Origin of the sequence: Kitasatospora sp. NPDC008050, from assembly GCF_042957465.1 — a bacterium.
Lineage (GTDB): Bacteria > Actinomycetota > Actinomycetes > Streptomycetales > Streptomycetaceae > Kitasatospora.
On sequence record NZ_JBIBIJ010000030.1, the window covers coordinates 1 to 19874 of the forward strand.

The window sequence follows — 19874 nt, forward strand, 5'->3', positions numbered from 1 at the left end:
TTCGTGAAGGGCGAGGTGATCAAGACCGTGCCCGAGTCGAAGATCGTCGAGACCCTGATCGAGGAGGCCCTCAAGCTGGCCGAGCAGATGCAGGCCGACGGTGGCCCAGCGGGCGTACCGGCGGTGATCGCGGCAGGCTGAGAGATCCGAACGTTCCGCCCCCAGCCAGCGGCCGGGCCCCTGTAGAGCAAACCGAGCTGTAGACCAAGCCGAGAGGTGGAGCCATGTCACTCCTGTCCTCCGTTCACGGACCAGCCGACCTGAGGCGACTGCCGGCCAACCGGATGCCGCAACTGGCCCAGGAGATCCGCGACTTCCTGATCGAGGCGGTCAGCCGCACCGGGGGCCACCTCGGCCCCAACCTCGGGGTGGTGGAGCTGACCATCGCGCTGCACCGGGTCTTCGACTCGCCGCGCGACCGGATCCTGTGGGACACCGGCCACCAGGCCTATGTGCACAAGCTGTTGACCGGCCGGCAGGACTTCAGCCGGCTGCGGGCCAAGGGCGGGCTCTCCGGCTATCCGTCGCGCGCCGAGTCCGAGCACGACGTGATCGAGAACTCGCACGCCTCCACCGTGCTCGGCTACGCCGACGGGATCGCCAAGGCGCACCAGATCCAGGGCCGCACCGACCGGCAGACCGTCGCGGTGATCGGCGACGGCGCGCTGACCGGCGGGCTGGCCTGGGAGGCGCTCAACAACATCGCCGAGGCGCAGGACCGGCCGCTGGTGATCGTGGTCAACGACAACGAGCGCTCCTACGCCAAGACCATCGGGGGCCTGGCCAACCACCTGGCCACGCTGCGTACCACCCAGGGCTACGAGCGGTTCCTGGCCTGGGGCAAGGAGGCGCTGCAGCGCACCCCGGTGGTCGGCCAGCCGATCTTCGAAGCGCTGCACGGCGCGAAGAAGGGGTTCAAGGACTCCTTCGCCCCGCAGGGCATGTTCGAGGACCTGGGCCTGAAGTACGTCGGCCCGATCGACGGCCACGACATCGCCGCCGTGGAGTCCGCGCTGCGCAAGGCGCGCGGCTTCGGCGGTCCGGTGATCGTGCACTGCCTGACCGTCAAGGGCCGCGGCTACCGTCCCGCCGAGCTCGACGAGGCGGACCGCTTCCACGCGGTGGGGGCCATGGACCCCTACACCTGCCTGCCGATCTCGCCCTCCGGCGGCACCTCCTGGACCTCCGTCTTCGGCGAGGAGATGCTGGCCGTCGGTGCCCAGCGCCCGGACGTGGTGGCGATCACCGCCGCGATGCTCCAGCCGGTGGGCCTGGCCGACTTCGCCAAGGCCTTCCCCAAGCGCACCTTCGACGTCGGCATCGCCGAGCAGCACGCGGTCACCAGCGCCGCCGGCCTGGCCACCGCCGGGCTGCACCCGGTGGTCGCCGTCTACGCGACCTTCCTGAACCGGGCCTTCGACCAGGTCCTGATGGACGTCGCGCTGCACAAGCTGGGCGTCACCTTTGTGCTCGACCGGGCCGGGGTCACCGGCAACGACGGCGCCTCGCACAACGGCATGTGGGACATGTCGATCCTCCAGGTGGTGCCGGGGCTGCGGCTGGCCGCCCCGCGCGACGCCGAGCAGTTGCGGGCCCAGCTGCGCGAGGCGCTGGAGATCACGGACGCGCCGACCGTGGTGCGCTACCCCAAGGGCGAGGTCGGACCGGCGATCCCCGCCGTCGAACACCTGGGCGGGGCGGACGTGCTGCAGCGCACCCGGGTGGCGGGCCGCGCCGGCCAGGACGTGCTGCTGGTCTCGGTCGGCTCGATGGCCGGCGCCTGCCTGGACGCCGCCGCGCTGCTCACCGCCGACGGCCTGGCCACCACCGTGGTCGACCCGCGCTGGGTCAAGCCGGTCGACCCGGCGCTCGTCCAACTCGCCGCCGCGCACAAGCTGGTGGTAACCGTCGAGGACAACGGGCGGGCCGGCGGCGTCGGCGCGGCCATCGCCCAGGCGCTGCGGGACGCCGAGGTGGCCACCCCGCTGCGCGACCTCGGCATCCCGCAGGAGTTCCTCCAGCACGCCGGGCGCGGCGAGATCATGGAGGAGGCCGGTCTGACCGGTACCGGGATCGCCGCCCAGACCGCCGCCTTCGCCAAGCACCTGCTGCCGAACCGAGGAGTGAACGAACCCCGTGCCAGCTGACCGACCTGAAGGTGCCCTCGACCTCGCCGCCCTGCTTGCCGAGCGCGGTGCCGAGCGGTACGAGTTGCACGGCCGCTACCTCAACCCGCAACTGCCGCGGATGCTGCACACCATCGGCTTCGACAAGACCTACGATCGCGCCCGCGGCCCGTTCTTCTACGACGCCGAGGGCAACGAGTACCTGGACATGCTGGCCGGCTTCGGCATCTTCGCGCTCGGCCGCCACCACCCGGTGGTGCGCGACGCGATCCAGCAGGTGATGGACCTCGACCTGCCCGACCTGACCCGTTTCGACTGCCCCCCGCTGCCCGGCCTGCTGGCCGAGCGGCTGCTCGCCGAGGCGCCGGGGCTGGACCGGGTCTTCTTCGGCAACAGCGGCACCGAGGCGGTGGAGACCGCGATCAAGTTCGCCCGCTACGCCACCGGGCGCGGGCGGATCCTCTACTGCGACCACGCCTTCCACGGCCTGACCACCGGCTCGCTGTCGATCAACGGGGAGGGCGGTTTCCGCAAGGGCTTCGGCCCGCTGCTGCCGGACACCGCGATCCCGCTCGGCGACCTCGGCGCGCTCCAGCGCGAGCTGCGCAAGGGCGACGTGGCCGCGCTGATCGTCGAGCCGATCCAGGGCAAGGGCGTGCACGCCGCCCCGCCCGGCTGGCTGCGCGCCGCCCAGGAGTTGCTGCACGAGAACAAGGCGCTGCTGATCTGCGACGAGGTGCAGACCGGCATCGGGCGCACCGGCGCCTTCTTCGCCTACCAGGACGAGGAGGGCGTGCAGCCCGACCTGGTCTGCGCGGCCAAGGCGCTCTCCGGCGGCTATGTGCCGATCGGTGCCACCCTGGGCAAGGGCTGGATCTTCGAGAAGGTCTACTCCTCGATGGACCGGGTGCTGGTGCACTCGGCCAGCTACGGCTCCAACGCCCAGGCGATGGCGGCGGGCCTGGCCACCCTGCAGGTGATGCGCGACGAGCAGGTGGTGGCCAATGCCCGCCGGGTCGGTGATCTGCTGCGCACCCGGCTGGCCGCGCTCACCGGGACGTACGAGATGCTGGCCGAGGTCCGCGGGCGCGGTCTGATGATCGGCATCGAGTTCGGCCGGCCCCGCTCGCTCAAGCTGCGCACCGGGTGGACCGCGCTGCAGGCCGCCCGCAAGGGGCTCTTCGCGCAGATGGTGGTCGTGCCGCTGCTGCAGCGGCACCGGATCCTCACCCAGGTCTCCGGCGACCACCTGGAGGTGATCAAGCTGATCCCGCCGCTGATCATCACCGAGCGCGAGGTGGACCGGTTCGTGGACGCGTTCAGCCAGGTGATGGACGACGCGCACAGCGGCGGCGGGCTGATGTGGGACTTCGGCAAGACCCTGGTCAAGCAGGCGGTGGGCAACCGGTAGACCGGTGCGCTCAGGCGGTCCTGGGCGCACCGGCTCACAGCTCGACCCGGCGGCGCCGGATCACCACGTAGAGGTCGACGACGGCGAAGACGGTCAGGACGAAGCAGGCGATGGCGAAGCCGATCAGGGCGCCCCGGGAGGGTACGCCGGTCGGTTTCGCCAGCGCGGCGAAGACGGCGAAGGCGGCCGCCATCAGGGCGAAGACCGGTATGAAGATCACCGAGAGCAGGAAGCGCAGTCTGAGGTCACTGCGTGCGGTGGCCGGTTCGGTCCCGCTGCGCCAGCGGCGCGGTGTGGTGGCATGACGCATGCTGTCCACCTCCGTCCGGATCGGGGTACCCCGGCCGCTCCAGGTTATTCCGGCGGTAGGCTCGGCAGTCGGGGCGTTTCGCCCCCTGGCGGGAGCGCGAGAAACGGAGGATCCGGCGTGAGCATCGCGGTGTGCACCATCTGCACCGGGACCGGGCGGTTGGCCGGTCTGCAGTGCCGGACCTGCAAGGGCACCGGCACCACCGAGCGGGACGGCGGCGGCAACTGCTTCCTGTGCAGCGGGACCGGCACCTACACCCGGTATCGTGTTTCGGCCGATGGCAGTAAGCAGGCTTACCGCGAGGAACCGTGCCGGACCTGCGACGGAACCGGATCGATCACCGGAAGCCACCCCATCGACGCCTGATCGTCCATCAGTTCGCTCTTTCTGGGCCCGCGTCAAGCGGCTACCGTGGACGTACTCTTCGTAGTCGATGCGAGGTCGTCATGGTCGCCACCGTCACCTATTCCCGGTACTGCGCCCACTGCGGCACCCCGGTCTCCGAGGGGCCGGAGGGTGGCTACGTCTGCGGGGCCTGTTTCCACGTGGTCGAGCCGCTCGGCGCGGACGAGGCGCGCAAGGCCCGCCGGGTCGAGCGAGCCGTGATGGTCGTGGAGGCAGCCCGGTTACGGGCGATGCGCGAGCACTGACCGCTCGGCCGAGTAGGCGCCGGGTCGGCGACCCCCAGGGACCCGCGACGTGTTCGAATCCATGGTTTGGCGCGGGTGGACGCGCGCCCGGCTCGGTCCTGTGCCCCGCGATGCCGCCCGGCGTGCGCCGGAGCGAACCCGGTCATCCTCCCGGTGGACAGCCGTCGGTCCGGCTGCCCCGGTGGAACCGGGATCCGGGCCGGAGAAAGACGTAGCGCCTTTGGTCATCTTCTCTTCGCGATGACCAGAGGCGCTACGACGGACGGACTAGTCGAGTGGACCGCCGGCGACGTAAATCACCTGGCCGCTGACGAAACCCGCGCCCTCGCTGGCGAGGAACGAGATGGTGTGCGCGATGTCCTCGGGCACACCCACCCGCTGGACCGGGATCTGGGTGGCCGCGGCCTCCTTGAAAGCCTCGAACTCCATGCCGACCCGGGCCGCGGTGGCGGCGGTCATGTCGGTGGCGATGAAGCCGGGGGCCACCGCGTTGGCGGTGATGCCGAACTTGCCCAGCTCGATCGCCAGGGTCTTGGTGAAGCCCTGGAGGCCCGCCTTGGCGGCCGAGTAGTTGGCCTGGCCGCGGTTGCCCTGCGCCGAGGAGGAGGAGAGGTTGACGATGCGACCGAAGCCGGCGTCGACCATGTGCTTCTGCACCGCACGGGTCATCAGGAACGCGCCGCGCAGGTGCACGCTCATGACGGTGTCCCAGTCAGCGGCCGACATCTTGAAGAGCAGGTTGTCGCGCAGCACCCCGGCGTTGTTCACCAGCACCACCGGCGTGCCGAGTTCGGCCGCGATCCGGTCCACGGCGGCCTGCACCTGGGCCTCGTCCGAGACGTCCGCGCCCACGGCCAGGGCCCGGCCGCCGGCCGCGGTGATCTTCTCGACGGTGTCCTTGCCGGCCGACTCCTCCAGGTCCACCACCGCGACGGCGTAGCCGTCGGCGGCCAGTCGCTGGGCGGTGACTGCACCGATGCCGCGGGCGGCGCCGGTGACGATCGCGACCCGGGACGTGCTGCTCTGTTCCGTCATGCGTCGTACTCATCTCTCTTGCTGGGGCCGATTGCTTCGGACGGGTCGATTGGACCGGTCAGGCCGATTGCTTCGGACGGACCGATTGCTTCGGAAGGGCCGAATGGACCGGCCGGGCCGATTGGATCGATTGGGTCGATCCAATTGCTTGAGCCGACCTGTCCCGCTGGTGCCGGTGGGCCCCGAAGTTGGGGGCGAGGGCACTGTGCGGTCACCCTACCGGCGGGTAGTTGAGGGGGCCAGAGCGCCTTGCCGGGCTGTTCCTGACCGAACGCTGGGGGAGAAATACCACAAGTCCGCCGAACATCCGTCTACTATCTGCCCCTGCCTGCCGCTGGGCGGACTCCGTTTGTATAGTGTGCGCCAGCAGCCGTCGGCTGCACGGCGGAGCTCCCCTCGATTCGGGTCGAAATCAGTGCGGTTGATCTCGATTCGGACCAAGGGAGGCCAGCACGCCGCTACTGCCCCGCCCGGGTGTCCCACAGCACGCCGGGTGTGACATCAGGACGGATTCATGGTGCTGGGGGAGATCCCGACGACCCGTGTGCCCGGACGACTGCAGCAGTCGCCCGGTCACCTCATCCGCGTGGCCCAGCAGGTGCACACCCGGCTGTGGTCCGAACACGTAGGAGCCGAACTGACGGCTCCTCAATTCGCTGTCCTGCTCGCGCTCGCTCTCGAACCGGGCGCTGACCAGCGCACCGTGGGCGAACGAGCCTCGCTGGACAAGGCGACGATGGCCGAGATGGTCGCTCGGCTGGTACGGCGTGGCCTGGTGCTGCGCCGTCGCGATCCGGCGGACGGCCGGCGCAAGTTGCTCGCGCTCTCGCAGAACGGCGCCCAGGCGGTCCGTGAGGCCACCGGCGGCGTGGTGCGGGTACAGCGCACCCTGTTCGAGCCGCTGACCAGCGACGAGCAGCTCGATCTTGTTCGATTCCTGGCCAAGATAGCCAAGTTGGAGCCGGCCGCGGTGGCCGCGCTGACCGACACCCGGCCGCTGCTGGACGCGCAGCGGGCGGTCGGCTACCTGATCAGGGTCGGCCAGCAGGTGCACACCAAGCTCTGGTCCGAGCACGTCGGATCGGAGCTGACGGCACCTCAATTCGCGGTGCTGGACGCCCTGGAGAGCGAACCAGGGGCCGACCAGCGCACGGTCGGCGAGCTGGCCTCGCTGGACAAGGCGACGATGGCCGAGATGGTCAGCCGACTGGTGCGGCGCGGTCTGGTGCTGCGTCGGCGCGACCCGTCGGACGGGCGGCGCAACCTGCTCTCGCTCTCGCCGACCGGTCAGGAGCTGCTGCACAGCGCTGCCGCCGGAGTGGCGGAGGTGGAGCGGTTGCTGCTCGAACCGCTGGATCCGGCCGAGCACCAGCCGGCCATTGCCCTGCTGGCAAAGGCGGCTCGGCTCGCACCGGTGGCGTAACGATTCGCCCGGAAATTCCTGGGAATTGTCTGGGAATTACCTGAAGTTACGCATACGTGTGGGCTCCCGCCGACTGACGGGAGCCCAACACAGGAAAAACGTCGCCGGACTGACGTGCGGTTCAGCTATCCGCAGTCAGTTAGTCCCGGAAGTACCGATGCCAGGGGTGCGGCTGATCCCTGGCCGGACGACTCAGTTCCAGTCGAAGGTGGTCGGCTCGGGGCCCAGGCGCTTGCCGGTCTCGATGCCGGCGATCGCGGCGAGGTCCTCGGCGTCCAGCTCGAAGCCGGTCACCGCCAGGTTCTCCTTGATCCGCGAGGGGGTGACCGACTTCGGGATCGCGATCAGGCCGCTCTGCAGGTGCCAGCGGAGCACCACCTGAGCGGTGGTCCGCCCGTGCTTGGCGGCGATCTGCGTCAGGACCGGCTCGGTGAGCAGCTCCTTGCCCTGGCCCAGCGGGCTCCACGCCTCGGTGGCGATGCCGTGCTCGGCGTGGAAGGCGCGCAGCTCGTGCTGCGGGAAGTGCGGGTGCAGCTCGACCTGGTTGAGCGCCGGCACCACCGAGGTGGTCTCGAACAGGTGCGTCAGCTCGGCCTGGCCGAAGTTGGAGACGCCGATCGCCTTGGTGCGACCCGAGGCGAGCAGCTCCTCCAGGCCCTTCCAGACGTTGGCGTAGCTGCCGTGCATCGGGCGCGGCCAGTGGATCAGGTAGAGGTCGATGTACTCCAGGCCGAGCTTGGCCAGCGAGGCGTCGAACTCGCTGAGCACGGCCTCCCGGCCGGCCTGACCGGTCCAGTCGCGGGTGCCGCTGTTCCACAGCTTGGTGGTGATGAACAGCTCGTCACGCGGGACGCCTGCCTGGCGGATGCCAAGGCCGGTGCCGGCCTCGTTCTCGTAGATGGCGGCGGTGTCGATGCTGCGGTAGCCGGTTTCGATGGCGGTGCGCACGGCAGCGGCCGCCTCGTCCTCGGGAACCTGCCAGACGCCGAAGCCGAGCTGCGGGATCGCGACGCCGTTGTTCAGGGTGATCGTGGGAATGGTGCTCACGAGCTGTGGTGGCCCTTCGGGGTTGTCGAGTTCTGCTGTCGGGTCAACAAGCGGCAGCTCACGGGTGTTCCCGGTGCGGCGGATTTCGCCTGGTCCGGGTCGTCGGCCACCCGCTTGGGCGTCCCGTGCTACGCCGTTCGGGGCAGCCGGCGGCGGATCGCGCGATCCGCCGGGGTCGCGGGGCGCAGACTGCCCGGGTGACCAGAAAATCGGACAGCTCGTTCGCAGGACAGAAGCGGCAGGGCGATATCGCCGGCATTCCCACCAGGCTGATCGCCGGTGTGGTGCTCTTCGCGCTCGCGCTCTGGTTCCTGCTGGCCAATCTCAACAACGTCAAGATCCAGTTCTGGGTGTTCACCGTGACGGCGCCGCTGTGGATCGCGCTCGCCGCGACGCTGCTGATCGGTGGGGTGATCGGCTATCTGTTCAAGGGCCGACGTGAGGGGCGGTAGCACGCGCCACCAGCCGGGATGTCGGCGCCAGTGATCACCACAAGTAGGCCTTGGTGAGTGATTGCCAACTTCTGCTTATGATTCAGGGATGCTGGACTCCCGACACATCCGGACCTTCCATGAGGTGGTCAGCACCGGCTCGTACACCGCCGCCGCGCGCTCGCTCGGCTATACCCAGCCGGCCGTCACGCAGCAGATACGCGCGCTGGAACGGGAGGCCGGGGTTCCGCTGTTCGCCCGGGACGGCCGTCGGATGCGGCTGACCGAGGCCGGCGAGACGCTGGCCCGGCACGCCTCGGTGATCCTCGGCAACCTCGGCGCCGCGCAGCAGCAGCTCCAGGCGCTGGCCCGGCTGCGGGCCGGACGGGTGCGGGTCTGCGCCTTCCCCAGCGCCAACGCCACCCTGATCCCGCAGGCGATGGCCCGGCTGCTGGCCGACCACCCCGCGGTGCGGGTCGAACTGCTGGAGGCCGAGCCGCCCGAGTCGCTGCACAAGCTGCTGGCCGGCGAGTGCGACATCGCGCTCTCCTTCAGCTACCCGGGGATGCGCGCCGAGCTGCCGGGCGAGCTGGTGGAGATCCCGCTGATGGAGGACCTGCTGACGGTGCTGCTGCCGGTGGGCCATCCGCTGAGCCGCCGGCACGCCGTGCGGCTGGCCGAGCTGGCCCAGGCCCGCTGGATCGCCGGCTGCGCGCGCTGCCGGGCGAACTTCCTGCAGATCTGCGCGGAGACGGGCTTCGAGCCCGACATCGTCTTCACCACCGACGACAACCTGGCGCTGCAGAGCCTGGTGGCGGCCGGGGTGGGGCTGGCGGTGGCGCCCTCGCTGGTCCTGTCCTTCCTCTGCCACCGCAAGGTCACCGGACGGGCGCTGGAGCCGCACGTCCGCCGTCAGGTCTGCGCCTATGTCCTGCCCGAGCACCTGCCGCTGCCCGCCACCGAGCTGGTCCTGGACGGGCTGCGCTCGGCCGCCGCGGCCCGGCTGGGCTGCTGAGCGGACGTCAGGGATCCGATCGTGCGCGGGCACTGAGGGGCCGCCATCCGGGGCCGGTCCGGGGCGGATCGATAAGCGGGCGTAGGGGTTCGCCAAGAAACACTGCTTGGACGCGGCCGAAGGCCGGGGCGGAAGCTGCTGGCATGACAGCGACCACCACGGCCCGTACGGCCGCTCGCATCACACCGTTGGCCGAGGCACTGGTGGCGCGGACCCGCGCCGTGGTGAGTCGAGGCCTGACCCCCGCAGTGACCGCCGAGCTGGTGGCCGAGCAGCTGCGCGGCTTCCTCGGCGACCCCGAACTGCTCACCCCCGACCAGCAACTCGGCGACCCGGACTGCTACCGCCAGCACGTGCTGCACGCCGAGGCGGACGGCAGCTTCTCGGTGGTGGCGCTGGTCTGGCTGCCCGGGCAGCAGACCGCGATCCATGACCACGTCTCCTGGTGCGTGGCCGGGGTGCACCAGGGCCAGGAGAGCGAGCGCCGCTACCAGCTGGTCCCCGAGGGCATCGGCGCGGCGCGGCTGGTCGCCACCGAGGACGTGGTCAACCCGCTCGGCTCGGTGGCCGGCTTCGCGCCGCCCGGTGACATCCACCTGGTGCGCAACTCCTGTAGCGGCACCGCGATCTCGATCCACCTCTACGGCGCGGACGTGCTGCGGCTGGGCAGCAGCGTCCGTCGCGTCTACGCGTGCCCCGAGGGCGAGCAGGCCTGAGGCGCCGGTCGGCCCGAGGCCCCGGATTGGTCCGGGGCCCAGGGCGGGGCAGCTTGGCTGACGGGGCACCGGAGTGGGGGACCCGCCGGGACGGGCCGGTGGGGGCGGCCCCAGGGGAGCCCGGCGGGTGGCGCCCCGTCAGCTGCTGCTGCGGCTAGGAGAACGGATCGGGCTTGAGCGGTGCTGGTGATTCGCTTGCGTCGCTGGTCACCGGGGTGGGCGCGACATGGTTCTCGGGCGCGAAGGGGTCGAAGTCCGGCGGCGGGACGTTGACCGTGGTGCCCTTGGGGGCCGCGGCCGGTTCGGGCTCGGTCTGCGGGGCGAAGGGGTCGAAATCGGGCGGCGGGACGTTGACCGGGGTGCCCTTGGGAGCCGGCGCCTCGGTCGGCTCGGTCCCGGACGCCGCCTCGGTGGCCGGAGCGGGCTCGGGTTCGGTCGGGGGCGCGAAGGGGTCGAAGTCCGGCGGCGGGACGTTCACCCGGGTGCCCTTGCCGGGCGCCGGGGCGGTGGTGGCGGCGGGCATGGGGGTGGGGGCCGCGGCGGGCTTGGCCGGCGCGCCGGCCGTGTTGCGGGTGACGGTGCCGAAGGGGTCGAGCGGCTCGTTCTTCATCACCGTGCCGAACGGGTCGAGCGCGGCTTGGGCGGGCTCGGGCTGCGGTTCGGGCACGCCGGCGGCGGCCGCCGGGGCGGCGGTGGGCGCGGGGGCTGCGGCCGGAGCGGGCTCGGTCGGCGGGGCGAAGGGGTCGAAGTCCGGCGGGGGGACGTTGACCGGGGTGCCCTTCTTGGCGGGCGCCGGTTCGAGTGCCGGTTCGGGTGCCGGTGGCGCGGGCTCGGGTGCGGGTGCGGGCGCGACGGTGGGCGGCACGGGCGGTGGCGGTGGCGCGGTCGGCGGCATCGGCGGTGGCGGCGGGACGACGACGGGCGGTGCGGCGACCGGGGGAGCGGGCTGTGCGGGTGCGGGCGCCGGTGCCGGTGCCGGTGCCGGTGCCGGTGCGGGCTGCGGGGCCGGTGCCGGGGCCGCGGGCTGGGGCACCGGCGTCACCGTCACCGGCGCGGGCGAGCCGGTGGCCGTACCCGGGCTGAGCCGGCCGTCCACCCCGTCCCAGCCGAGCTCCACGCTCCGCAGCAGCTCCGCGAAGACCGTCGCGTACAGCTCCCAGTCCTCGCCGTGCGCGGTCCCCAGCTGCACGGTCAGCAGCGAGGCACCGTCCGGCAGCGGCAGGAACGCCTGGACCACCGAGGAGACCACCCAGCGCCGGGTGCCGTCGGCGGCCAGCGCGGCCGGGATCGCCCCGGTGCGGCCCTGGACCAGCACCACGGCGGGGCCGCACGGCAGGATCACCGTCCACACCTCCGCCTGGGGCCGGGAGGTGGCCAGTTCGGCGGCCAGTTCGGCGATCGGGGTCCGGTCCCGGTGCAGTGCGACGACCAGCGAGGCATTGCTCGGCCGCCCGTCGATCCGCACCGCCGCCACCGCGCTGAACCGCACGTCGGCGGCCGCGCTCTCGTCCAGCAGCGCGGCGTTGAGCACGGCCCAGTCCCGGCGGGCGGACGGTCCGTCGGCGGCGAACAGCTCCTCCGCCACCTCGCCGAGCTGCTCGGCCGAGGCCTGGTCGCCGCCGCGCGCCGTCAGCGCGTGGAAGGCCGGCGGCACGCTCAGCCGCACCTCCACCCCGCTGCCGGTGGGCAGTTCGGCGGGCAGCAGGGTCTGCCGGCCGGCGGCGAGCTCGGCCAGCGGCGCGGCGAACGGCGGCCGCAGCCGGGCGGCCGAGGGCTCGGCGGTGACCGGCAGCTGGAAGGCGGCCAGCGTGGTGGCCGCAACCCCGCGCACGGGCTCGCGGCCGTAGCGGGCCAGCAGGTGCTCGACGGTGCCGGCGGCCGAGCCCGCGGGCGGCTGCGTGGCGCAGGAGACCACGGTGCCGTCGCCGGGGCGGGCCAGCCGGCCGTGGCCGCTCTGGGTGAGCCAGGTGTCGAAGAGGCCCGGCGGCTGCTCCACCCCGGTGGTGCGCGGGCCGGCGTCGAGGGCGCCGGGCGCCTGCCGGTTGATGTCCGGGCCGAGCAGCGCCTCGGCCAGCGAGTCGAGTGTTGCGGAGATCCGCTCGGCGGGGGCCACCACGGCCGCTCCCGCCAGGCCCCCCACCGCCGGGCCGTCGGCTCCCGCCAGGCCCATGGGCGCGCCCCCGTGGCCGTCCTGCGTCATGATCCGCAGCCCCCGATCGCTCTCTGTTGTGCTGTTTCGTCCGCTCCGCTGTTGTATCAGACCGGCCGGACGGCTTTGGCTACGTGCCCGCCTGCTCGGGATCCGGGGCCATCAGGGCACCGAGGGCCTCAGGCAGGCCGGGGACGGCCAGCAGGCCGCCGAGGTCGCGGACCAGCGCGCCGGTCGGGGAGCCGGGGTGCTCGGCGGCCAGGAAGCCGGGCAGGGCGGCGGCCAGCGCCGGCTCGCGCGCGGCCGTCACCACCAGGGCGGCCACGAAGTCCTGCACCAGCCGCTGGCGGACCTGCGCGCGGGGCGGCTGCTGCCGGTCGGCAAGCCAGGCGAGCGAGCTGATCTCGGCGTTGGCGATCCAGGTCCGCACCGTCAGCCGCAGCCCGGGGCTCGGGTCCGGCAGCGCGAGGTGGGCCAGGATCTGGTCCTGGGCGGCCCGCCGGACCTCGTCGATCACCGCGTTGGTGCCGGGGCTGGCCGCCACCGAGCCGCCGCGCAGCAGGGCCGCGAAGCCGGGACCGTGGCCGGCCACGAAGCCCAGGTAGCGGTCCATCACCCGGGCCAGCCGCTCGGAGAGCGGGCCGGTGTGCGGCTCCTCGAAGCGGCCGGCCAGCTCCTGCCCGGCCCGGCGCAGCGACTCCTCGTAGATCGCCTGCTTGCCCGGGAAGTAGTGGTAGACCAGCGGCCGGGAGGCGCCCGCCGCCGCCGCGATGTCGTCGATCGACACCTCTTCCGGCGGCCGGGCGCTGAACAGGTCCAGGGCGACGGCGATCAGCTGCTCGCGCCGCTCGTCGACGCTCAACCGCCGTCGCGGCTGGGCTCTGGCCGCGGACTGGGACGCCGCGTGCGGCGTGCGGGGGGACATGGGCGTCACCCTATCCACCTCGGCGATCCGGCCCCACCCCCGTCGTACGCCTGCCGATCCGCACTGATCCGCGCGCAGAGATGACGAAAGTCTGACGTCCCGGCCGCGAACGGTCCCGCCCTCATCAAGGGCGGTGACAATGGCGGACGTGAACGACGATGCACCGACCCGGGGTACTCCGGTCGGCCGACGCGTGCTGCTCGGGATGCTCGGCTTGGGCGTGGCCGGGGTGGCCGCGGGCCCGACCCTGTCCAACGCCGTGAACTCGGCGCTGGCCGGAATAGCGCAGCGGGACCCGACCGGGCTGACCGGCCTGCTGCCCGACTCCGGCGGCTTCCGCTACTACTCGGTCACCGGTCCGGTGCCGGTCAGGACGGCTGCCAACTACCAGCTCACGGTCGGCGGACTGGTGGACCGGCCGCGCTCCTACACGCTGGCCGATCTGCAGGCGCTGCCGCAGACCCGGCTGGTGCACGACGTGCAGTGCGTGACCGGCTGGCGGGTGCCCGGCACGCCGTTCGAAGGCGTCCGGCTCGCGGACCTGCTGACGGCGGCCGGGGTCCAGGAGGCGGGCACCGCCGTGCACTTCACCTGCTTCGACGGCAGCTACACCGAGAGCCTCACGCTGGACCAGGCCCGCCGGGACGACGTGCTGGTGGCGCTGAAGATGCAGGACAAACCGGTCACCCACGACCACGGCGGCCCGGTGCGGCTGTACGTGGCGCCGATGTACTTCTACAAGTCGGCGAAGTGGCTCTCCGGGATCACCGTCACACCAGATGTCGAGACCGGTTACTGGGAGAACTACGGCTATGACGTCGATGCCTGGGTCGGCAAGTCCAACGGGCGCGACGATGCCCCGACCAGCTGACACGGACGCGGACCGGCCGCTGCCCCGGTTCACCCGCGCCGAGCGCTGGGTGCACCGCTGCACGGCGACGCTGATGCTGACCTGCATCGCCACCGCCGCCTGCCTCTACCTGCCGCAGCTGGCCGAGCTGGTGGGCCGCCGGCGCCTGGTGGAAACGGTGCACGAGTGGTCGGGGCTGGCGCTACCGGTGCCGCTGCTGCTCGGCCTCGGCTCCCGGGCGCTGCGCCGGGACCTGGGCCGGCTGAACCGCTTCGCGCCCTACGACCGGGAGTGGCTGAAGGCGGCGCTGTGGCGCTCCTACCGGCGCAGCGCCGGGAAGTTCAACGCGGGGCAGAAGCTCTGGGCGAGTTGGATCGCGGGCGCCACGCTGGTGATGCTCGGCACCGGGCTGCTGATGTGGTTCACCGGCCTGGCCCCGCTGGGCTGGCGCACCGGGGCGACCTTCGTGCACGACTGGCTGGCGCTCGCGGTGGGCGTGGTGGTCGGCGGCCACCTGTGGATGGCGCTGCGCGACCCGCAGGCCCGGCGCGGGATGCGCACCGGGTGGGTGGAGCGCGGCTGGGCGGTGCGCGAGCACCCGCAGTGGGAGCCCACCGAGGAGGAGGGCGACCTCGGGCCGGCCCGGGCCCCGGCGCAGCTGCCGGATCAGCCGCGGGCCAGGTAGCGGCGGTAGGCCTCGCGCCCGTCCGGGACGAACTCCCAGTGGGTCAGCCGGTCGGCGACCTCGGCGTCGGTGAGCCAGCCGTGCCAGTCGATCTCCTCGGCCTGCGGTGCCACCGGGCCGGTCCAGCGCGCCTGGTGCACGTCGCAGAACCAGGAGTAGCCGGGCTCCTCGAAGAGGAAGCGGAACAGCGGCTCGGTGCTGATGCCGCTCACGCCCAGCTCCTCCTCGGCCTCCCGGACGGCGGCCTCGGCGTAGCTCTCGCCGGCGCCGACCACCCCGCCGACGAAGACGTCGTGGGCGCCGGGTGCGAAGAGCTTGTCGGCCGAGCGGCGGTGCACGAAGATCCGGCCTTCGGTGTCGCGGACCAGGATCATCACGCAGCGGTGGGTCAGGCGGCGCCGGTAGACCTCGCCGCGCGGCGCGGTGCCGATCACCCGGTCGTGCTCGTCGACCACGTCCAGCAGCTCATCCCGAGGGTCACTCATGATGATCAGACTAAGGTTCCAAGAGGCATCGGCGGGACGAAACGGCAGGACGGCGCGCGGTGGTGGAGATCTGGGGCGAGACGGCGCCGGGCTATGAGCCGGTCCGGGCGGCCTTCGAGCGCAACTTCCGGGACTACGGGGAGCTCGGCGCGGCCGTGGCGCTCTATGTCCGCGGGCACAAGGTGGTGGACCTGTGGGGCGGCGACGCGCGTCCCGAGGTCGGCGGCCGGCCGGTGCCCGCGGTGGCCTGGACGGCGGACACCGCCCAGGTGCTGCGCTCGGTGACCAAGGGCTGCACGGCCGCCGTCGCGCTGCTGCTGGCCCAGCGCGGCCTGCTCGACCTGGACGCGCCGGTGGCCGAGTACTGGCCGGAGTTCAGGACGGCCGGCAAGGAGCGGATCCCGGTGCGCTGGCTGCTCTCGCACCGCGCCGGGCTGCCCGCGCTGGACACCCCGCTGCGGGTGGAGGATGTGCTGGCCTGGGAGCCCGCGGTGGCCGCGGTCGCCGCGCAGGCGCCGGCCTGGGAGCCGGGCAGCGCGCACGGCTACCACCCCTACACCTTCGGCTGGCTGGTCGGCGAGGTGGTGCGGCGGGCGAGCGGACGCACGGTGGGGCGGTACTTCGCCGAGGAGATCGCCCGGCCGCTCGGCCTGGACCTGTGGATCGGGCTGCCGGCCGGCGCCGCGCCCCGGGTGGGCCGGCTGGTCGACCTGCCCGCGCCGCCGGCCGCCGTGGGCCAGGGGGCGAGCGGGCTGAAGCTGCGGCCCAAGCGCTCGGTGGTGGCCGCCTACCAGGACCCGGCCTCGCTGACCGCCCGCGCCTTCGGGGCCGTCGAGCCGCGGCTCGACCTGAACGACCCGGCCGCGCAGGCCGCCGAGATCCCCGGCGCCAACGGGATCGGTACGGCCCGCTCGGTGGCCCGCTTCTACGCGGCGCTGATCGGCGTGGCCGACCGGCACGGCGGCCCGCCCGGGCAGCCGCTGCCCGCGCTCTTCACGCCCAGGACGCTGGCCGAGGCGGTGGGACCGGCCGCCGACGGTCCCGATCGGGTGCTGATCGTCAACTCGCGCTTCGGGCACGGCTACTTCCGGCACAGTTCGACCTCGCCGATGAGCTCGCCCGCGGCCTTCGGACACCCGGGGCGCGGGGGAGCACTCGGCTTCGCCGATCCGGAGCTCGGGCTGGGCTTCGGCTACGTCACCTGCGGGATGCAGCCGGGGGTGACCGGCGACATCCGCTCCCGGGGGTTGATCGCGGCCGTGCGGTCCTGCCTCGACGCGGTCTGACGGCGGGGTGTCCGGCGAGGTGCCGGCGGCCGGTCATCGACCGGTCGCCGGACACCTCGCCGGGTCAGCCGAGTTCCGCCGCCTCCTGGTCGGTCAGCAGCCGGGAGCGGGTCAGGAACCGCTGCCCGGTCGGCGTCTCCAGCGAGAAGCCGCTGCCGCGTCCGGGTACCACGTCGATGGTCAGGTGGGTGTGCGACCAGTAGGCGAACTGGTCGCGGGCCATCCAGACGCCGACCGGGTCGGGCAGCCCGGCCACCGTCAGCTCGCCGAGCAGCACATCGCTGTCGGAGGTGCGGAACTCCCCGGCGGGGTAGCACATCGGCGCCGACCCGTCGCAGCAGCCACCGGACTGATGGAACATCAGCGACCCGTGCTCCAGGGACAGTTCACGCAGCAGCTCGGCCGCCGCCGTGGTGATCGCCACCCTCGCCATCAGCAGGCCCCGCCCCTCGCAAGCCCGTTCATCAGAAGAAGCCCAGCGCCTGCGGCGAGTAGCTGACCAGCAGGTTCTTGGTCTGCTGGTAGTGGTCCAGCATCATCTTGTGGGTCTCCCGGCCGATCCCGGAGTTCTTGTAGCCGCCGAAGGCCGCGTGCGCGGGGTAGAGGTGGTACGAGTTGGTCCACACCCGCCCGGCCTGGATCGCCCGCCCGGCCCGGTAGGCGGTGGAGCCGTCCCGGCTCCAGACGCCCGCGCCCAGCCCGTAGAGCGTGTCGTTGGCCTGCGCGATGCCGTCCTCGAAGTCCTCGAAGCGGGCCACCGCGACCACCGGTCCGAAGATCTCCTCCTGGAAGATCCGCATCCCGTTGTGGCCCTCGAAGACGGTCGGCGCCACGTAGTAGCCGCCCGCCAGGTCGCCGCCGAGCTCGACCCGTTCGCCGCCGGCCAGCACCTTGGCGCCCTCGGCCTGGCCGATCTCGATGTAGGAGAGGATCTTCTCCAACTGGTCGTTGCTGGCCTGGGCGCCGACCATGGTGTCGGTGTCCAGCGGGTTGCCCTGCTTGATGGCCCGCACCCGCTCCAGGCCGTCGCCGAGGAACCGGTCGTAGATGGACGACTGGATCAGCGCCCGGCTGGGGCAGGTGCAGACCTCGCCCTGGTTGAGGGCGAACATGGTGAAGCCCTCCAACGCCTTGTCGTAGAAGGCGTCCTGCTCGGCCGCGACGTCGGCGAAGAACAGGTTGGGGCTCTTGCCGCCCAGCTCCAGGGTGACCGGGATCAGGTTGGCGCTGGCGTACTGCATGATCAGCCGGCCGGTGGTGGTCTCGCCGGTGAAGGCGATCTTGCGGATCCGGCTGCTGGAGGCCAGCGGCTTGCCCGCCTCCACACCGAAGCCGTTGACCACGTTGACCACCCCGGCCGGCAGCAGGTCGGCGACCAGCTCGATCAGGACCAGGATCGAGGCGGGGGTCTGCTCGGCGGGCTTGAGCACGACCGCGTTGCCCGCGGCCAGGGCCGGGGCGAGCTTCCAGATCGCCATCAGGATCGGGAAGTTCCACGGGATGATCTGGCCGACCACGCCCAGCGGCTCCTGGAAGTGGTAGGCGACGGTCTCCTCGTCGATTTGCGAGAGCGAGCCCTCCTGGGCCCGGATCGCGCCGGCGAAGTAGCGCAGGTGGTCGATGGCCAGCGGGATGTCCGCGGCCAGCGTCTCGCGCACCGGCTTGCCGTTCTCCCAACTCTCTGCCACGGCCAGCAGTTCGAGGTTGGCCTCCATCCGGTCGGCTATCCGGTTCAGCAGCAGCGCCCGCTCGGCGGGGGAGGTGCGGCCGAAGGCGGGCGCGGCGGCGTGCGCCGCGTCCAGGGCCAACTCGACGTCGGCGGCGCTGGATCGGGCGACCTCGCAGAAGACCTGACCGGTGACCGGGGTCGGGTTCTCGAAGTACTGGCCGCGTACCGGCGGCACCCAGGCGCCGCCGATCCAGTTCTCGTAGCGGGACTTGAAGCTGGTGGGTGGCTGAAAGATCGTCAAGTCCGGGTTCTCCTAGCCAGGTGATGGCCGACAGTTGGCGTGCTCTGGGCACCCTAGCCGGGCGCGAGCTGATCGGCTACGGTGTGTACCGAACTGCTCACCGGGGCGCCCGGACGGGTCCTAGGGCTGGTAACGGCCGGTGCCGCTCTCCCAGCTCAGGTAGCCGGAGAGCCAGGCGGTCAGGCCGTCCGCGTAGCGCTGCGCGGTCCGGCTCTGGTCCGGTCCGAGCTCCAGCTCCCGGTAGGTGCGCGGGAGTTCGTCGACCAGGTGGGTGTAGCGGTCCACCATCAGCTGGGCCTCGGCGAGCACCACCGAGCCAGCCTCCTCCAGCGAGCAGCCGCGCTCCTGCCGCACGATCATCACCAGGTTGTTCACGTCCCCACGGGGTGCCTCCTGCGGGTAGGAACGGATGTCGTTGCTCAGCGAGGGGATGTCGGCGACCAGTTGGCGCAGCTGCTTGAGCGGCGGGCTGTGGAAGGCGGCCGGGGCCACCTCGAAGCGGCCCAGCCGCTCGACCATGTCCAGCACCGACTCCATCGCCGCGGTGCCCCGGCGCAGGATCAGGTAGGTCTCCCGGTCGGGCAGCCGGCCGGCGCGCCGGCCCGCCGCCTCGGCCGGGTGACTGGCGAAGTAGGACTCCCAGTTGAAGGTCGCGCGGGCCCGCCAGCGCGGGGACATACCGCGGCTGATCCGCTGCCAGAGGTCCTCGAAGGCGCGGGCGCAGGGGGTGTCCTCGGGGGCGGGCGTGCCGTGCAGCACGCCGATCAGCTGGTCGCAGAGCCGTGCGACCGCGGCCGGCTGGTAGCCGAGCGGCCCGTCGAACTGGTCGTCGAACAGGAAGTAGAAGCCCATGAGGTCGGTGGCCAGCGCCAACTCCTCGGTGGTGCAGTCCGGGTAGCTGAGGGCCGCCAGGTCGGGCACGTCCCAGCGGTCGTACGCCTCGGGCGTCAGCGCACTGCCGAGCATCCGGTGCTCGGCCAGCCAGGCCCGGTGGTGGGCCTCGGCGTCAACCCGGTGCGGGTTGCGGCGGTAGGGGTAGGGGACATCAAGGGTGGTCGCATCGGACATCGGACTCCCGGGAGGTGAGGGCCGGTCGTACGGGTGACGCCTGCTTCGGGTGGCGCCGTGAGTCGTGCCATGATCCCTGGGTCGCCCGGGCCGCAGGGTAGCCGATCACACCATCGGATGGCCTGACTGTCGCAGCAATTGCCCGCGGCATCTGCAGTTGAACCATCGTCAGAGTCGCTACCTGCGCGAAGGGACGGCGTCGGGCCCGCAACGGCGCTAGCCTCACGGAAAGAGTTCGTGGCATCCGGCAGGAGTGCGCGAAATCCGGCGGCGCGCGACTCGACGCGCAAGC

20 protein-coding genes and 1 pseudogene are annotated in these 19874 nt (G+C 72.3%); 12 read left to right on the forward strand and 9 right to left on the reverse strand.

Annotated elements, in window-relative coordinates:
* The 3 genes and pseudogenes from ACFZB9_RS35065 to ACFZB9_RS35075 all read left to right on the forward strand — a co-directional run.
* A pseudogene (locus tag ACFZB9_RS35065) lies at positions 1 to 141 on the forward strand (4-hydroxy-3-methylbut-2-en-1-yl diphosphate synthase); the annotation flags it as partial.
* 83 nt (positions 142 to 224) lie between these two features.
* Positions 225 to 2147, forward strand: coding sequence for a 1-deoxy-D-xylulose-5-phosphate synthase (gene dxs, locus ACFZB9_RS35070; protein ID WP_391453968.1), 1923 nt, complete (start codon positions 225 to 227; stop codon positions 2145 to 2147).
* Positions 2137 to 3537, forward strand: coding sequence for an aspartate aminotransferase family protein (locus ACFZB9_RS35075; RefSeq protein ID WP_391453969.1), 1401 nt, complete (start codon positions 2137 to 2139; stop codon positions 3535 to 3537). Before dxs ends, ACFZB9_RS35075 begins: the two co-directional genes overlap by 11 nt.
* Positions 3538 to 3571: 34 nt before the next feature.
* Here the strand turns inward: ACFZB9_RS35075 and ACFZB9_RS35080 are convergent, their stop codons facing one another.
* Positions 3572 to 3847, reverse strand: coding sequence for a DUF6343 family protein (locus tag ACFZB9_RS35080; RefSeq protein WP_391453971.1), 276 nt, complete (start codon positions 3845 to 3847; stop codon positions 3572 to 3574).
* Between the two features lie 117 nt (positions 3848 to 3964).
* Here ACFZB9_RS35080 and ACFZB9_RS35085 point away from each other — a divergent pair, with 117 nt between their 5' ends.
* Together ACFZB9_RS35085 and ACFZB9_RS35090 are read left to right on the forward strand one after the other, a co-directional pair.
* Complete coding sequence (locus ACFZB9_RS35085; protein ID WP_391453973.1) at positions 3965 to 4213, forward strand: hypothetical protein; 249 nt, start codon at positions 3965 to 3967, stop codon at positions 4211 to 4213.
* Between the two features lie 80 nt (positions 4214 to 4293).
* Positions 4294 to 4497: a hypothetical protein gene (locus tag ACFZB9_RS35090; RefSeq protein ID WP_391453975.1), complete on the forward strand. Its 204-nt coding sequence runs from the start codon at positions 4294 to 4296 to the stop codon at positions 4495 to 4497.
* 267 nt (positions 4498 to 4764) lie between these two features.
* On the opposite strand, the gene fabG is transcribed toward ACFZB9_RS35090, so the two are convergent.
* Positions 4765 to 5532, reverse strand: a complete 768-nt coding sequence (gene fabG / locus ACFZB9_RS35095; protein WP_391453977.1) for a 3-oxoacyl-ACP reductase FabG — start codon at positions 5530 to 5532, stop codon at positions 4765 to 4767.
* Positions 5533 to 6046: 514 nt separating this feature from the next.
* Between fabG and ACFZB9_RS35100 the strand changes: the two genes are divergently transcribed.
* Positions 6047 to 6955 carry a MarR family winged helix-turn-helix transcriptional regulator gene (locus ACFZB9_RS35100; protein WP_391453978.1) on the forward strand — a complete coding sequence of 303 codons (909 nt, stop codon included), beginning with the start codon at positions 6047 to 6049 and terminating at the stop codon, positions 6953 to 6955.
* A 192-nt stretch (positions 6956 to 7147) separates the two neighbouring features.
* On the opposite strand, the gene ACFZB9_RS35105 is transcribed toward ACFZB9_RS35100, so the two are convergent.
* Entirely contained in the window at positions 7148 to 8002 is an 855-nt protein-coding gene (locus ACFZB9_RS35105; RefSeq protein WP_391453980.1) for an aldo/keto reductase, read from the reverse strand.
* Between the two features lie 197 nt (positions 8003 to 8199).
* On the opposite strand from ACFZB9_RS35105, the gene ACFZB9_RS35110 reads away from it, so the two are divergent.
* The 3 genes from ACFZB9_RS35110 (at position 8200) to ACFZB9_RS35120 (ending at position 10164) form a co-directional block, all read left to right on the forward strand.
* A complete protein-coding gene (locus ACFZB9_RS35110; protein ID WP_391453982.1) occupies positions 8200 to 8454 on the forward strand; it encodes a LapA family protein in 255 nt (84 codons plus the stop codon).
* Between the two features lie 88 nt (positions 8455 to 8542).
* Positions 8543 to 9448, forward strand: coding sequence for a LysR family transcriptional regulator (locus tag ACFZB9_RS35115; RefSeq protein WP_391453984.1), 906 nt, complete (start codon positions 8543 to 8545; stop codon positions 9446 to 9448).
* 143 nt (positions 9449 to 9591) lie between these two features.
* A complete protein-coding gene (locus ACFZB9_RS35120; RefSeq protein ID WP_391453986.1) occupies positions 9592 to 10164 on the forward strand; it encodes a cysteine dioxygenase in 573 nt (190 codons plus the stop codon).
* Positions 10165 to 10318: 154 nt separating this feature from the next.
* Here the strand turns inward: ACFZB9_RS35120 and ACFZB9_RS35125 are convergent, their stop codons facing one another.
* Positions 10319 to 12364, reverse strand: a complete 2046-nt coding sequence (locus ACFZB9_RS35125) for a hypothetical protein (protein WP_391453987.1) — start codon at positions 12362 to 12364, stop codon at positions 10319 to 10321.
* Positions 12365 to 12443: 79 nt separating this feature from the next.
* Positions 12444 to 13238, reverse strand: a complete 795-nt coding sequence (locus ACFZB9_RS35130; RefSeq protein WP_391453988.1) for a TetR/AcrR family transcriptional regulator — start codon at positions 13236 to 13238, stop codon at positions 12444 to 12446.
* A 139-nt stretch (positions 13239 to 13377) separates the two neighbouring features.
* On the opposite strand from ACFZB9_RS35130, the gene ACFZB9_RS35135 reads away from it, so the two are divergent.
* Entirely contained in the window at positions 13378 to 14109 is a 732-nt protein-coding gene (locus ACFZB9_RS35135; protein WP_391453989.1) for a molybdopterin-dependent oxidoreductase, read from the forward strand.
* Entirely contained in the window at positions 14093 to 14773 is a 681-nt protein-coding gene (locus ACFZB9_RS35140) for a cytochrome b/b6 domain-containing protein (RefSeq protein WP_391453991.1), read from the forward strand. The genes ACFZB9_RS35135 and ACFZB9_RS35140 overlap by 17 nt, the downstream gene beginning before the upstream one ends.
* On the opposite strand, the gene ACFZB9_RS35145 is transcribed toward ACFZB9_RS35140, so the two are convergent.
* Positions 14755 to 15258 (reverse strand): NUDIX hydrolase, encoded by a 504-nt coding sequence (locus ACFZB9_RS35145; RefSeq protein ID WP_391453992.1) that lies wholly within the window; start codon positions 15256 to 15258, stop codon positions 14755 to 14757. The two genes, ACFZB9_RS35140 and ACFZB9_RS35145, sit on opposite strands and share 19 nt — an antisense overlap.
* Before the next feature lie 59 nt (positions 15259 to 15317).
* On the opposite strand from ACFZB9_RS35145, the gene ACFZB9_RS35150 reads away from it, so the two are divergent.
* Positions 15318 to 16544, forward strand: a complete 1227-nt coding sequence (locus tag ACFZB9_RS35150) for a serine hydrolase domain-containing protein (RefSeq protein WP_391453993.1) — start codon at positions 15318 to 15320, stop codon at positions 16542 to 16544.
* Positions 16545 to 16608: 64 nt separating this feature from the next.
* On the opposite strand, the gene ACFZB9_RS35155 is transcribed toward ACFZB9_RS35150, so the two are convergent.
* From ACFZB9_RS35155 to ACFZB9_RS35165, 3 genes are all read right to left on the reverse strand, one after another.
* Positions 16609 to 16977 carry a DUF779 domain-containing protein gene (locus ACFZB9_RS35155; RefSeq protein WP_391453995.1) on the reverse strand — a complete coding sequence of 123 codons (369 nt, stop codon included), beginning with the start codon at positions 16975 to 16977 and terminating at the stop codon, positions 16609 to 16611.
* Positions 16978 to 17008: 31 nt separating this feature from the next.
* Entirely contained in the window at positions 17009 to 18514 is a 1506-nt protein-coding gene (locus ACFZB9_RS35160) for an aldehyde dehydrogenase family protein (RefSeq protein ID WP_391453996.1), read from the reverse strand.
* Between the two features lie 120 nt (positions 18515 to 18634).
* Positions 18635 to 19582 (reverse strand): hypothetical protein, encoded by a 948-nt coding sequence (locus tag ACFZB9_RS35165; RefSeq protein WP_391453998.1) that lies wholly within the window; start codon positions 19580 to 19582, stop codon positions 18635 to 18637.
* Positions 19583 to 19874: the final 292 nt, after the last annotated feature.